13 protein-coding genes are annotated in these 12,753 nt (G+C 56.5%); 6 read left to right on the forward strand and 7 right to left on the reverse strand.

Features of this window, described 5'->3' with window-relative positions:
- Positions 1–15: 15 nt before the first annotated feature.
- Genes PuT2_RS05800 through PuT2_RS05815 form a run of 4 tightly spaced genes read right to left on the reverse strand, consistent with a single transcriptional unit; the run spans position 16 to position 2,258 of the window.
- Positions 16–828 (reverse strand): RsiV family protein, encoded by an 813-nt coding sequence (locus PuT2_RS05800; RefSeq protein ID WP_093970119.1) that lies wholly within the window; start codon positions 826–828, stop codon positions 16–18.
- Between the two features lie 10 nt (positions 829–838).
- Positions 839–1,537 carry a glutathione binding-like protein gene (locus PuT2_RS05805; protein WP_093970120.1) on the reverse strand — a complete coding sequence of 233 codons (699 nt, stop codon included), beginning with the start codon at positions 1,535–1,537 and terminating at the stop codon, positions 839–841.
- A complete protein-coding gene (locus tag PuT2_RS05810; RefSeq protein WP_093970121.1) occupies positions 1,534–2,025 on the reverse strand; it encodes a glutathione peroxidase in 492 nt (163 codons plus the stop codon). Before PuT2_RS05810 ends, PuT2_RS05805 begins: the two co-directional genes overlap by 4 nt.
- A 29-nt stretch (positions 2,026–2,054) precedes the next feature.
- A complete protein-coding gene (locus tag PuT2_RS05815) occupies positions 2,055–2,258 on the reverse strand; it encodes a heavy-metal-associated domain-containing protein (RefSeq protein WP_093970122.1) in 204 nt (67 codons plus the stop codon).
- Between the two features lie 154 nt (positions 2,259–2,412).
- Between PuT2_RS05815 and cueR the strand changes: the two genes are divergently transcribed.
- Both cueR and PuT2_RS05825 read left to right on the forward strand, forming a co-directional pair.
- A complete protein-coding gene (gene cueR / locus PuT2_RS05820; RefSeq protein ID WP_093970123.1) occupies positions 2,413–2,823 on the forward strand; it encodes a Cu(I)-responsive transcriptional regulator in 411 nt (136 codons plus the stop codon).
- Positions 2,823–3,782: a glutathione S-transferase family protein gene (locus PuT2_RS05825; RefSeq protein ID WP_093970124.1), complete on the forward strand. Its 960-nt coding sequence runs from the start codon at positions 2,823–2,825 to the stop codon at positions 3,780–3,782. Before cueR ends, PuT2_RS05825 begins: the two co-directional genes overlap by 1 nt.
- Before the next feature lie 15 nt (positions 3,783–3,797).
- Here PuT2_RS05825 and PuT2_RS05830 read toward each other — a convergent pair whose 3' ends face one another.
- Positions 3,798–3,989 carry a hypothetical protein gene (locus PuT2_RS05830; protein WP_093970125.1) on the reverse strand — a complete coding sequence of 64 codons (192 nt, stop codon included), beginning with the start codon at positions 3,987–3,989 and terminating at the stop codon, positions 3,798–3,800.
- 59 nt (positions 3,990–4,048) lie between these two features.
- On the opposite strand from PuT2_RS05830, the gene PuT2_RS05835 reads away from it, so the two are divergent.
- The 4 genes from PuT2_RS05835 (at position 4,049) to PuT2_RS05850 (ending at position 8,978) form a co-directional block, all read left to right on the forward strand.
- The gene (locus tag PuT2_RS05835) at positions 4,049–5,506 is read left to right on the forward strand and encodes a cytochrome ubiquinol oxidase subunit I (protein ID WP_093970126.1); all 1,458 of its coding nucleotides are present in this window, start codon (positions 4,049–4,051) and stop codon (positions 5,504–5,506) included.
- Between the two features lies 1 nt (position 5,507).
- On the forward strand, positions 5,508–6,515 hold the full coding sequence (gene cydB, locus PuT2_RS05840; protein WP_093970127.1) for a cytochrome d ubiquinol oxidase subunit II: 1,008 nt from the start codon (positions 5,508–5,510) through the stop codon (positions 6,513–6,515).
- Positions 6,515–6,661 carry a DUF2474 family protein gene (locus PuT2_RS05845; RefSeq protein WP_093970128.1) on the forward strand — a complete coding sequence of 49 codons (147 nt, stop codon included), beginning with the start codon at positions 6,515–6,517 and terminating at the stop codon, positions 6,659–6,661. Before cydB ends, PuT2_RS05845 begins: the two co-directional genes overlap by 1 nt.
- 61 nt (positions 6,662–6,722) lie before the next feature.
- Positions 6,723–8,978 (forward strand): heavy metal translocating P-type ATPase, encoded by a 2,256-nt coding sequence (locus tag PuT2_RS05850; RefSeq protein WP_093970129.1) that lies wholly within the window; start codon positions 6,723–6,725, stop codon positions 8,976–8,978.
- On the opposite strand, the gene PuT2_RS05855 is transcribed toward PuT2_RS05850, so the two are convergent.
- Positions 8,954–10,093, reverse strand: a complete 1,140-nt coding sequence (locus PuT2_RS05855) for an MFS transporter (protein WP_254046959.1) — start codon at positions 10,091–10,093, stop codon at positions 8,954–8,956. The two genes, PuT2_RS05850 and PuT2_RS05855, sit on opposite strands and share 25 nt — an antisense overlap.
- Before the next feature lie 20 nt (positions 10,094–10,113).
- Positions 10,114–12,507, reverse strand: coding sequence for a phosphoketolase (locus tag PuT2_RS05860; RefSeq protein ID WP_093970131.1), 2,394 nt, complete (start codon positions 12,505–12,507; stop codon positions 10,114–10,116).
- Between the last annotated feature and the right edge of the window lie 246 nt (positions 12,508–12,753).

Here is a 12,753-nt window from a genome sequence, read left to right on the forward strand (position 1 = left end):
GGTGTTGAACGTCAGTTAGCTAGCGGCGGCTGCCGGCAAATATTCGCTGCGCAAAATGCCTTGCAGTTTGGCGTAAGGCACTAGAAGCTCAGGTAGGCCCGACGAATACGGTGCAAGTTCGTACGAGCCATATTTAGCCACCAGCCCCATATCGGTCAGGGCAAAATTATCGGTGGCTTGAAACGGCCATAGCCGCAAATAGCCGTCGGGGTCGTTTTTATAGTCGGGCTGCGTTTCAAGCCACTCGGTGTGTGCCGCTTGAAGCGCCGCCACATACGCGTCGTACTGCCCTGGGCGCAGTACATTGGCAAGACCAAGCACTTTTTCGGCCTGGTTGTCCCAGTTCAAAAATTGCGTGGCCGTAATGCCATGTGCCGCACCTGTGAAATATTGTCCGGTTGTCAGTTCGATGACGGTCAACCCCTGGCTGCGGTAGCGTGTTTTCGCCGACAAAATGACCTCGTCGCGCGACGCGGCGGTTTTCCAGAAGTAGTCTTCGAATTCGGCTATGGTCGTGTAGGGCGGCGTGGGCGCTTCGCCGATGCCCGTCATGGTCGCCAGGGCGTGATCGACCAGCGCGCTTAACTTGGCGTGGCCGGGGAACATGATCGAATCAACCACCAGTTTTGGACAATCGCCCTTGCATCCGGGGCGGGTGCGTTCGTACTTGACGGGTTGCGTAAACAACCCGGCCTTTTCGGTTTGCGAAGCCACCTGACCCGCAGGAATCAGTGAAATATTTTGCGCAGGCCCGCTGGCGCAGCCCGCCAGTACCAGCAGGCTTGCCAATGCCCAAGCAGGCCGATTCAAAAAAGAAGCAGACGTCATGTGCTTTACCTTACTTGACGGTATGGGCGCCTTGCCCAAACAAAATCTTTTTGGCTTCATCCGATTGCACTGTCGGGTTGGGATTGACCCGGGCGGCATGGGCATAGGCACGTTGCGTCGCCGGACGCGCCGCAATGGCATCGTACCAGCGCTTCAAGTGAGGAAAGTCGTCAAGGTTTTGCTGTTGTTTATCGTGCGACACAATCCAGGGGTAGCTGGCCATGTCGGCGATCGAATAATCGCCAGCGATGAATTCGCGATCGGCCAGACGTTTGTTCAGAACGCCATACAAACGTGCCGTCTCGCGCACATAGCGGTCGATGGCGTAGGGGATTTTTTCGGGGGCATAAGTGCCGAAATGGTGGTTCTGGCCCGCCATAGGGCCCAGGCCGGCCATTTGCCAGAATAGCCACTGCATGACTTCGAAACGGCCGCGCACATCGGCTGGCAAAAATTTACCTGTTTTTTCGGCAAGGTACTGCAACATGGCGCCAGATTCGAACAGCGCGACTGCAGGGCCGCCATCCGCCGGCGCATGGTCGATCATGGCCGGAATTCGGTTATTGGGCGAAATGGCAAGAAAATCGGGCTTGAACTGATCACCTTTGCCAATATTGATAGGAATGATCTTGTACTCAAGTCCGGCTTCTTCCAGAAACAGGGTGATTTTATGGCCGTTCGGGGTGGTCCAGTAATACAGATCGATCATGAGGTTCCTTCGAGTGCAGCAACAATGTCTTTTTCGAGGTCGGCCGGCGCGGTCGTTGGGCTATAGCGCTTAATGACCCGGCCGTCTTTGCCCACCAGAAACTTGGTGAAATTCCATTTGATGGCTTCAGAGCCAAGCAAACCGCGTTTTTCTGATTTTAGCCATTGAAATAGCGGGTGTGCTTTTGGGCCGTTGACATCGATTTTGTCGAACAACGGAAACGTGATCCGGAAGCGAGTGTCGCAAAAATCGCGGATTTGCGTAGCGTCGCCCGGTTCTTGGCTGCCAAACTGGTTGCACGGAAATGCCAGCACCACAAAGCCCTGCGCCCGGTACTGCTCGTAAAGGGCTTGAAGCCCTTGATATTGCGGCGTAAAGCCGCAATTCGAGGCCACATTGACGACCAGGGCCACCTGGCCTTCGTAGTGGTCAAGGGCCTGGTCGGTGCCATCGTTCAGACGGGCAGTAAATGTGGTCAATGTCGTCATTGGGGCTGGCCTGTGTTGTTTAACCGTCGTTATGCCGCTTCCAATTGCGGTGTGTAACCGGCTTCTTCAATAACTTTTTTAACTTCGTCCGCGCCGGGTACGTCTTCGACCCGCACTTTATGCTGGGCCAAGTCAAATTCCAGTCGCGCTTGCGGGAACGCAGCCTGAACAGCCTTGGTGATGGCGCCAACGCAGTGGTTGCAGCTCATATCGTTAACGGTAAATTCAATCATGATGGCCTCCTGGAGAGATGGATAGTGCTCATCGTAAAGCTTCCTATAATAGGAAGGTCAAGCGGCTAGGTGCCGGGCGGTCAACGCATCGCCTGTGCAAACCCTACGCTATCGCGCTGCGGTTTTGGGTACGCCGCCTTTTGAAGGATACACGATGAATATCGGCCAGGCAGCAAAGACCGCAGGGGTCAGCGCCAAAATGATAAGGTACTACGAGTCGATCGGGCTTATTGCACCGGCCGGGCGCACCGAGGCAGGCTACCGTCAGTACGCGCAAGCCGATCTCGACACACTTAAATTTATCAAGCGCGCCCGCGAGCTTGGTTTTTCGCTCGAGCGCATTCAAACTTTGCTCGAGCTTTGGCAAAACCGCAGCCGCAAAAGCCACGAAGTCAAGGCGCTTGCCCTGGCGCACATCGAGGCGCTCGATCGCGATATCGCCCGTCTCGTGGGTATTCGCAAGCAACTCGAAAGCCTGGCCAGACATTGTCATGGCAACGATGGGCCAGCGTGCCCCATACTCGACGACCTGGCGCGCAGCAGCACCGACACTACGGAGAAATAATGGGTTTACTTGTCGACGGAAAATGGCACGATCAATGGTATGACACCAGCAAAACAGGCGGGCGATTTGTACGCACTGAAGCCCAATTCCGAAACTGGATCACCCCCGACGGCAGCGCCGGGCCAAGCGGGCAGGGCGGCTTCAAGGCCGAGCCTGGACGTTACCACTTGTACGTTTCACTGGCTTGCCCTTGGGCGCATCGTGCCCTGGTTTTCCGCGCCATCAAAGGTCTTGAAGACATGATCGGCGTTTCGGTGGTGCACCCGCATATGGGCCAGCAGGGGTGGGCGTTTACCCCTGGCGAAGGGGTTGTTCCCGACACCGTCAACCAATGCGAGTTTATGCACGAGCTGTATACCCTCAACCAGTCTGATTATTCAGGGCGGGTTACCGTCCCAGTGTTATGGGACAAGCAGCGGCGATGCATTGTCAATAACGAGTCATCCGAAATCATTCGCATGTTTAATTCGGCGTTCGACGCGGTCGGCGCTAAGGCAGGCGACTACTACCCGGTGTCTTTGCGTCCGGCCGTAGATGCAGTTAATGCGCTGGTGTACGACAAGGTCAACAATGGGGTATACAAGGCTGGCTTTGCCACAACGCAAGCGGCCTACGACGAATCTGTTACCGATCTGTTTAACGCCCTGGAAACGCTGGAGGCCCGGTTAGGCGAGCAGCCCTGGCTGGCGGGCGATCAGATTACAGAGGCCGACTGGCGCTTGTTCACGACGCTGATCCGTTTCGATGCGGTTTATCACGGCCACTTCAAGTGCAACTTAAAGCGCATTGCCGATATGCCTAAGCTCTGGCGCCTGACCCGCTTGCTTTATCATTGGCCCGGCGTCGCAAACACCATCAATTTCGATCACATCAAGTCGCACTACTACGGCAGCCATCCCACCATCAACCCAACCGGTATCGTACCTAAGGGGCCAACGCTGGTTTTTGACCCGGTCTAGCGCCCCTGCCGGGGATCAAGGCTTGCGGTGGAGCGGGTCATGCGTACCTTGACGCTCGCTCTGCTGATCGTGGCCTGAACCTATCTGGCTGGTGTGGCCTTCTTTCTTGCTGCGGTGCTGTTCGCTGCGATGACTGGTCTGTTGTTCGCGCGTCGTGTCATCGCTTTGGGGTTTGACTGGCTTTTTTTTGTCCGAACGCAAAGTCATTTGACACCTCTATGGTTTAAGCTAGCACAGTAAAAATGTGTAGATTTGGAGTTGTTGCGATGGATATCGATGCTTTGTTGCTTGCCCGAATACAGTTTGCCTTCACGATATCCTTTCACATTATCTTTCCGGCCATCACCATCGGGCTAGCCAGCTATTTGGCGGTACTCGAAGGGTGTTGGCTTAAAACCCGCAACCCTGTTTATCGCGATCTTTATCATTTCTGGATAAAGATCTTTTCCGTCAATTTCGGTATGGGTGTGGTGTCCGGGCTGGTAATGGCTTACCAGTTCGGCACAAACTGGAGCTTTTTTTCCGAGTTTGCGGGCAGCGTTACCGGTCCGTTACTTGCATACGAAGTACTCACCGCTTTTTTCCTCGAAGCCGGCTTTTTAGGTGTGATGCTATTCGGCTGGAGCCGGGTCGGCCCGGGGTTGCACTTTTTCTCAACCATCATGGTCGCGCTAGGTACGCTGATGTCAGCCACCTGGATTCTGGCGTCCAACAGTTGGATGCAGACGCCGGCAGGCTTCGAAATCGTTGATGGTCGGGTCATCCCGGTTGACTGGCTAGCGGTTATTTTCAACCCGTCGTTTCCGTACCGGCTGGTTCACATGGTGATTGCGGCGTTTCTTGCTACGGCGCTTATGGTCAGCGCATCTGCCGCTTGGCATATGTTGCGCGGCAACCGCAGTGCACCCGTTAAGAAAATGTTTGCCATGGCCGTCGCCTTAATTGTTTTGGTGGCGCCATTGCAGGCGTTCGTGGGCGACGCCCATGGTCTTAATACGCTCGAGCATCAACCCGCCAAGCTGGCCGCCATCGAGGGCCACTGGGAAAACAAACCTGGCGAATCCGTGCCGTTGGTGGTTTTTGGCTGGCCCGACATGCAGGCCGAAACCAATCGTTTCGCCATCGAAATCCCGCACTTGGCCAGCCTGATTCTCACGCATAGTCTCGATGGGCAGATCCCGGCGCTTAAAGAGTTTGCCCCCGAAGATCGGCCCTACGTGCCTATTGTGTTCTGGTCATTCCGTGTCATGGTTGGTCTGGGGTTACTGATGATAGGTTTGGGGCTGTGGGCCGCGTGGTCACGTTGGCGAGGGCACTTGTACGAATCGCGCAACCTGCATCGTTTTGCGCTGGCCATGGGCCCTGCCGGCCTGGTTGCCATTCTGGCCGGTTGGTTCACCACCGAGGTAGGGCGCCAGCCCTGGGTGGTGTACAACGTCATGCGTACGGCCGATGCGGTGTCGCCGCACGGCCCTTACGAGGTCGGCCTGACGTTGCTACTGTTCATTGTGGTGTATTTCATCGTGTTTGGTGCGGGCACGGTTTATGTGCTTAAGCTCATCGGCAAAGGCCCCAAGCCTTTTGTCGAGCCGCCGTCCGTACCGCCAAGTTCATTGGTGTCTGCGGTCTCCACGACTGCCACGGCAGCGGCGCCAGCGGCAACGGCCAGCCGCCCCTTGTCGGCGGCCCTGCAAGATGACTCGACCAACTCAAAGGAGCACTGAGATGGGTATCGATCTGCCTTTATTGTGGGCCATTATCATTCTGTTCGGCGTCTTCATGTACGTGGTTATGGACGGTTTCGACCTGGGTGTCGGGATACTGTTTCCATTCTTCAAAGCTAAAGATGACCGCGACGTCATGATGAACACCGTCGCGCCGGTGTGGGACGGCAACGAGACCTGGCTGGTTCTGGGTGGGGCCGGTTTAATGGCTGCGTTTCCCCTGGCTTATGCGGTCATTCTTGAAGCCTTCATGCTGCCGCTTATTTTCATGCTGCTGGGCCTAGTGTTTCGCGGTGTGGCATTCGAATTTCGTTTCAAGGCCGCCGAGCAAACCCGGCATTGGTGGGACAAGGCCTTCATTTTGGGCTCAGCCAGCGCCGCATTTTTCCAGGGTGTAACGCTGGGCGCGTTTATCGATGGTATTCATGTGGTAAACCGCAGCTATGCCGGTGGCGTTCTCGACTGGCTCACGCCGTTTACGGTATTTACCGGGTTTGGCGTCATTGTGGTTTACGCGCTGCTGGGCTGCACCTGGCTGATCTTTAAAACCGAAGGGCAGCTGCAGACACGCATGTTGCATGTGGCCCGCCCGTTAACGGTTGTCATGCTGGCTGTGATCGGGGTCATCAGTTTATGGACCCCGCTCATCCATCCCGAAATCGCGCAGCGCTGGTTCTCAATGCCCAACATCTTCTACTTTGCGCCGGTACCGGTGCTGGTATTGCTTGCTACGGTCATGCTGTGGCGGGTTTTGGGGCGCAAGCCCGAAGCTGGGCCGTTCTTGTTGACCCTGGCGCTGGTGTTCCTGGGGTATACCGGCATGGGGATCAGTATCTGGCCCAATGTCATTCCGCCCGATATTTCCATCTGGGACGCCGCCGCACCGCCTCAAAGTCAAGGGTTTGCACTGGTCGGCGCTTTACTCATTATCCCGCTCATTCTGATGTACACAGCGTGGTCTTACTACGTATTTCGCGGCAAGGTCCGCGTCGGCGACGGCTATCACTAATGACGGCACCTCAAAATTCGCCTCCGTCGTCGTGGCGCAAGCGCCTGGGCTGGCTGGTGTTGCTATGGCTGGGCGGCGTACTGGCATTAAGCGCTTTTGCCGGGCTTTTACGCCTTATCATGAACTGGGTAGGGATGACGGCTTGACCTTCCCATAAGGTAAAGGTTTATGCTGATGTCATCTTCTAACTATCGGCATTAAACCATCATGAAAACTGTCCACGCCAGTCTGTCCGTCCAGGGGATGACCTGCGCATCTTGTGTGGGTCGCGTCGAACGTGTGCTTCGCGCTTTGCCCGGCGTCGCTCAAGCCAACGTCAACCTCGCCACCGAAAGGGCCGAACTTGAGCTTGACGATGCTGTTTTGGTCGATCAGGCGATCGCCGCAATAGAGAAAGCAGGCTACAGCGCGTCGCGTATTCATAATCAGTCAGAAGACAATCTTGCCCAGCGCCAGGCCGAAGAGGCTGCCCGACTGAAGACCTCGTTGATTATTGCTGCTGTGTTTGCGCTGCCGGTATTTGTGCTCGAAATGGGGTCCCACCTGATTCCGGGGATGCACCACTGGGTAGCGCAACACATAGGGCTGCAGAACAGCTGGATCATGCAATGGTTGTTAACGACTATTGTGCTGTTCGGGCCGGGTTGGCGGTTTTTCAAGGCCGGCCTACCTGCCTTGCGGCGTGGCTCTCCCGATATGAATTCGCTGGTCGCAGTAGGGACCAGTGCAGCCTATGTGTATTCGGTCGTTGCCGTTTTGGCGCCCCGGTGGTTGCCCGAAGGTACCGTTAACGTCTATTTCGAAGCGGCCGCTGTCATTGTGGCCTTGATATTGCTCGGGCGTTTTCTCGAAGCGCGCGCCAAAGGCAACACCTCTGAAGCTATTCGGCATCTGATGGGGCTGCAGGTAAAAACCGCGCGCGTCATCCGCGACGGGAAGGCCATTGATACAGATATCCAGCAGGTAAAGCGGGGCGATATCGTCGAGGTTCGTCCGGGGGAGCGTATTCCAGTCGATGGCGAGGTCATCGAAGGGCATAGCTTTGTCGACGAATCCATGATCAGTGGCGAGCCGGTACCCGTGGAAAAGGTGATTGGCGCCCGATTGGTTGGTGGCACAGTCAATCAGACGGGTGCCATGACGTTGCGAGCCACCAATGTTGGCAGCGACACCGTGTTGGCTCAAATCATTCGTATGGTGCAGCAAGCGCAAGGCGCCAAATTGCCCATTCAAGCCATGGTTGATCACATTACATTGTGGTTTGTGCCGGCCGTCATGGGTGCCGCACTGTTGACATTCTTAGTGTGGTTGGCGTTTGGCCCAAGCCCGGCACTCACATTCGCTGTGGTCAACGCGGTAGCGGTACTTATTATTGCCTGCCCTTGTGCCATGGGTCTGGCAACACCCACGTCGATCATGGTGGGCACCGGGCGCGGGGCACAAATGGGCGTCTTGTTTCGCCAGGGCGAAGCTTTACAGTCGCTGCGCGATGCGCGTGTCGTGGCGGTAGATAAAACCGGTACATTAACCATGGGGCGCCCCGAACTTACCGACTTTATCGTCGCCGACGGCGTTGATAAAGATGCCACGCTGGCCATGGTTGGCGCAGTCGAGTCCCGCTCCGAGCATCCCATTGCGCAGGCTATCGTAAAAGCCGCCCAGCAGGCCGGGTTGACTTTGCCGGCACTGACAGGGTTTGAGTCCGTGACCGGTTATGGCGTCAATGCGCGCATTAATGATCACATAGTGGCTGTCGGAGCTGACAGATACATGCGAAAGCTTGGGCTGGACGTCAGCGCTTTCTCTAGCGACGCCGAGCGTATGGGTTCAGAAGGTAAAACGCCCATGTACGCCGCCATTGATGGCCGCTTGACTGCCATCATCGCGGTTGCGGATCCCATCAAGAGCACAACGCGTGGCGCTATCAATGCCATGCACCATCTGGGTCTTAAAGTCGCCATGATTACCGGTGACAACCAACGAACGGCCCAGGCCATTGCCCGTCAGTTGGGTATCGATGAAGTCGTGGCCGAGGTGTTGCCCGATGGCAAAGTCGATGCCGTCAAGCGGTTGCAGGCGCAGTACGGGCCGGTTGCCTATGTCGGTGACGGCATCAACGATGCACCCGCACTGGCTTGCGCCGACGTCGGCATAGCTATTGGTACAGGCACCGATGTCGCCATGGAGGCGGCCGATGTCGTGCTAATGTCGGGTGACCTGGGTGGCGTCCCCGACGCCATAGCGTTGTCGAAGGCCACCATCAACAATATCCGCGAGAACCTGTTTTGGGCATTTGCCTATAACGTGGCCCTGATCCCTATTGCCGCAGGGGTGTTGTACCCCGCTTACGGCATATTGCTGTCGCCGGTTTTTGCAGCGGGCGCAATGGCGTTGTCTAGTGTGTTTGTAGTTAGCAACGCTTTGCGGTTGAAACGGTTTCAACCGCCTGCGCGTGTGCGGTAAACCGCGCGGCCACCAAAAACCAGGCCAACCAGGGCCACCAGTACGCCGGCCGTAACAATGCCATCCCAACCAAAATATTGGTAAATGGTCGCGGCCGCAAATGACCCCGATGCACCGCCTAGAAAGTACACGGTCATGTAGCCGGAATTAAGGCGGTTGCGAAGTTCGGGGTTGATACGCATGACGGCGCCCATATTGCTGACGTGCAACAACTGCGCGGCTAAATCAAGCACAATCACGCCGATAATCAGCGCGGCCAACGACGTTTTACCCAGGCCCAGCGGTAACCATGCCACCAACAATAAAACCAGGCTGATCAGCGTGGCTTCACGGTTTTTCCCACGGTCGGTCATGCGGCCGGCCCAGTTGGCCGCTAACGCCCCGGCAATGCCCGCCAACCCGAACAGGCCAATGACGGCTTCGCTATATTGGTAGGGCGGTTGACTAAGCAAAAAGGCCAGTGGCGTCCAGAAGAGGGCAAACAATACGAAAGACAAGAACCCCAGCAGCGCGCGCTGCCGCAGGATGGGTTCGGTTTTGAACAGCCGGACAACTGAACCAATGAGCTCGTTGTAGATAATGCGGGTTTCGCTGCGATGAGTGGGCAGGCTGCGCCACAACATAACGGCCAGCAGTATCAAAACCGCGGCCGCCACAAAATACACAATTCGCCAGCTTCCCAGGCTGGACAGCCCCCCCGATACAGTACGCCCCAACAAAATGCCGATAAGCAGACCACTCATGAGCATGCCGACTGCACGACCTTTGGCGTTGACCGGCGCCATAAGTGCAGCAAACGGAACAAGCACTTGGGTGACGGCCGAGAACAGTCCTGTCATGGCAGTGCCCAGCAACAGCCAGGGTAATGATGGCGCCAGGCCGCTAATCAGCAGACCCGCCGCCGTTAGCGCCATCATCAATACGATCAACCTGCGTTTCTCGAACTTGTCACCCAAAGGCACAAGAAACATCAGTCCGACACCGTAGCCTACCTGCGAAACGGTCACGATAATGCCGACGGCCGCATACGAAACGCCCAGATCGGTCGCAATGGAATCAAGCAAAGGTTGCGGATAATAGTTACTGGCGACCGCAGCGCCGGTGGCAATCGTCATGAGCCACAGCAAGAAGGGGCTCAATGCACAGCCTCCGGCCATGTCCAACCTGAAATATCTGCCGTATCGATGCCAAACTCGTGTGCATGGGACACGGCCGCAAGGCGTTGCTCTTTCAAATACTCTTTGAGATGTGCGCCCGCATTGCGCAACCGGGGTACGTGGTCAAGCGCATCGATGGCCAAACTGTAGCGATCAATACCGTTCTGTATGGCTAGCTCGAGCGGGGTGTTGATGTTGCCTTTTTCGCGGTAACCCCGTACATGAAAGCCGGTATGATTGTTGCGGCGATAAACCAACCGGTGGATGAGCCAGGGATAACCATGAAAGGCAAAGATGACGGGTTTGTCGCGTGTGAACAGCGCGTCGAAATCGGAGTCGTTAAGGCCGTGCGGGTGCGCCGAGGCCGACTGCAGCCTGAACAAATCAACCACATTGACGAATCGTAGCTTCAGGTCTGGCAAATGTTGACGGAGCAGGGCGGCCGCCGCCAGTGCTTCTTGTGTAATGATGTCGCCCGCGCAGGCCAAGACCACATCGGGCTCGACGTCGGCATCTGTACTGGCCCATGGCCATATACCTACCCCTTTGGCACAATGGGCTGCGGCCTCAGGCATGTCCAGATACGCCAGATGAGGCTGCTTGTCGGCAACAATCACATTGACATAGTCGGTGCTGCGCAGGCAATGGTCGGCCACACTCAGCAGGCAATTAGCGTCGGGCGGCAGGTAAATGCGGGCAACTTCGGCGCTTTTATTGCACACAACGTCTAAAAAACCAGGGTCTTGATGGGTAAAGCCGTTATGGTCTTGCCGCCACACCAGTGACGACACCAGAATGTTCAACGACGACACTGGCGCACGCCACCGGGCCTCTTGGCGAGACTTGTCCAGCCATTTGGCGTGCTGGTTGACCATCGAATCGACAATATGCACGAACGATTCGTAGGTATTAAACAAGCCGTGCCGCCCGGTCAGAAGATAACCTTCCAGCCAGCCTTCCAGCGTGTGCTCGCTCAGCATCTCCATGACGCGGCCATCTGGGGCTAGAAAGCCGCCGTCGGCGTCTTGGGGCAGCGTATTTGCCAGCCATGTCTTAGGGCTGGCTTCGTAGGCGGCCTGCAGTCGGTTCGAGGCGTTCTCGTCGGGGCTGAACAGGCGGAAATTGTCGGGGTTGGCGACCATGATGTCGCGTAGAAATGGGCCTAGTGCACCGGTGGGTGAAATCCGGCTTTGTGCATGCTCCTTGAAGGGGACGGCATAATCCCGAAAGTCAGGCAGTCGCAGCGGTCGGCGTAAACGCCCGCCATTGGCATGTAGGTTTGCCCCCATGCGTCGATGGCCTTCTGGAATGAGCGCTAGAACGTCGGGCGCAGGGTGGCCATCGTCATCGAATAGCGTTTCGGGCGAGTAACTGCGCATCCAGGCTTCCAGTGCAGCCAATTGCCCAGGGTTACTATGAACGTCGGCCAGCGGCACCTGATGTGAGCGCCACGACCCTTCGATGGCATGTCCATCCCAACTTTTGGGGCCCGTCCAGCCCTTTGGCGTACGCAACACAATCATGGGCCAACGCGGTCGGTGGGCCACGCCGCTGGCACGCGCCTGCGCTTGCGCCTGGCGAATACCGGTGACGCACTCTCCAAGTGCTTTTGCCATGGCCTGGTGCATGGTCGTAGGGTCGTCGCCTTCAACAAAGTAGGGCTCCCACCCGTAGCCTCGAAACAACTGCTCAAGCTCTTCGTGAGAAATACGCGCCAACAACGTCGGGTTTGCAATTTTGTAGCCGTTCAGGTGCAAGATAGGTAAAACCGCGCCGTCACGAATGGGGTTTAAAAACTTGTTGCTATGCCACGCAGTAGCCAGCGGCCCGGTTTCGGCTTCGCCGTCGCCTACGACGGCCGCTACGATGAGGTCTGGGTTGTCAAATGCCGCCCCGAACGCATGCGATAGGCAATAACCAAGCTCACCGCCCTCGTGAATCGAGCCCGGAACTTCGGGGGTGCAATGGCTACCCAACTGGCCAGGAAACGAAAATGCCCTAAACAGGGCGGTCATGCCGGTGGCATCACGGCTTTTATCGGGGTAGACGTCGGTATAGCTGCCCTCGAGCCAGGTGTGCGCCAACACCGCAGGCGCGCCATGGCCCGGGCCCGACAGATAAATCATGTTCAGGTCGTGCGCCTTGATAACGCGGTTCAGGTGCGCCCAGATAAAGGTCTGGCCCGGGCTTGAGCCCCAGTGACCCAGCAAACGAGCCTTAAGATGGCTGGGTGCCAGTGGCATCTTGAGCAGCGGGTTGTCCTTCAGGTAGATCATGCCCGCACACAAATAGTTGCTGGCACGCCATAATGCATCAAGTTTGTTGATGTCAGCTTGTGTCAGAATGTTATCATTCTGTTTTGGGTTGGACATAGACCAAGACTCCGCTCTAAATGCCCACGGGGCACACGTGTTAGGGGCAAAGTTTACCCCGCTTGAAGGCATTTGCAGTAATGTCGTTTTTATTGCACTTATACACAACTTTGGTTACGATAAACGGCTTAATAAATCTTAAGACGTCTGAATCAGGTCCGCAGGTTTACTAGCAACACTTCCAGATGGCCAACCAGTGCTGTCAAGAAGGGGACTCAAATTATTACCATCGCCGTGGTGGCCCGT

The sequence above is a fragment of the Pusillimonas sp. T2 genome, from assembly GCF_002236805.1.
In the GTDB taxonomy this organism is placed as follows: domain Bacteria; phylum Pseudomonadota; class Gammaproteobacteria; order Burkholderiales; family Burkholderiaceae_B; genus Neopusillimonas.

Bases quoted from the DNA above. Each gene is read 5' to 3' on its own strand.
- PuT2_RS05850 (WP_093970129.1), top strand. From the start codon at position 6,723: ATGAAAACTGTCCACGCCAGTCTGTCCGTCCAGGGGATGACCTGCGCA.
- PuT2_RS05815 (WP_093970122.1), bottom strand. From the start codon at position 2,258: ATGATTGAATTTACCGTTAACGATATGAGCTGCAACCACTGCGTTGGC.
- PuT2_RS05835 (WP_093970126.1), top strand. From the start codon at position 4,049: ATGGATATCGATGCTTTGTTGCTTGCCCGAATACAGTTTGCCTTCACG.
- PuT2_RS05830 (WP_093970125.1), bottom strand. From the start codon at position 3,989: ATGACTTTGCGTTCGGACAAAAAAAAGCCAGTCAAACCCCAAAGCGAT.
- PuT2_RS05860 (WP_093970131.1), bottom strand. From the start codon at position 12,507: ATGTCCAACCCAAAACAGAATGATAACATTCTGACACAAGCTGACATC.
- PuT2_RS05800 (WP_093970119.1), bottom strand. From the start codon at position 828: ATGACGTCTGCTTCTTTTTTGAATCGGCCTGCTTGGGCATTGGCAAGC.
- PuT2_RS05810 (WP_093970121.1), bottom strand. From the start codon at position 2,025: ATGACGACATTGACCACATTTACTGCCCGTCTGAACGATGGCACCGAC.
- cueR (WP_093970123.1), top strand. From the start codon at position 2,413: ATGAATATCGGCCAGGCAGCAAAGACCGCAGGGGTCAGCGCCAAAATG.
- PuT2_RS05825 (WP_093970124.1), top strand. From the start codon at position 2,823: ATGGGTTTACTTGTCGACGGAAAATGGCACGATCAATGGTATGACACC.
- PuT2_RS05845 (WP_093970128.1), top strand. From the start codon at position 6,515: ATGACGGCACCTCAAAATTCGCCTCCGTCGTCGTGGCGCAAGCGCCTG.
- PuT2_RS05855 (WP_254046959.1), bottom strand. From the start codon at position 10,093: ATGACGATTGCCACCGGCGCTGCGGTCGCCAGTAACTATTATCCGCAA.
- PuT2_RS05805 (WP_093970120.1), bottom strand. From the start codon at position 1,537: ATGATCGATCTGTATTACTGGACCACCCCGAACGGCCATAAAATCACC.
- cydB (WP_093970127.1), top strand. From the start codon at position 5,508: ATGGGTATCGATCTGCCTTTATTGTGGGCCATTATCATTCTGTTCGGC.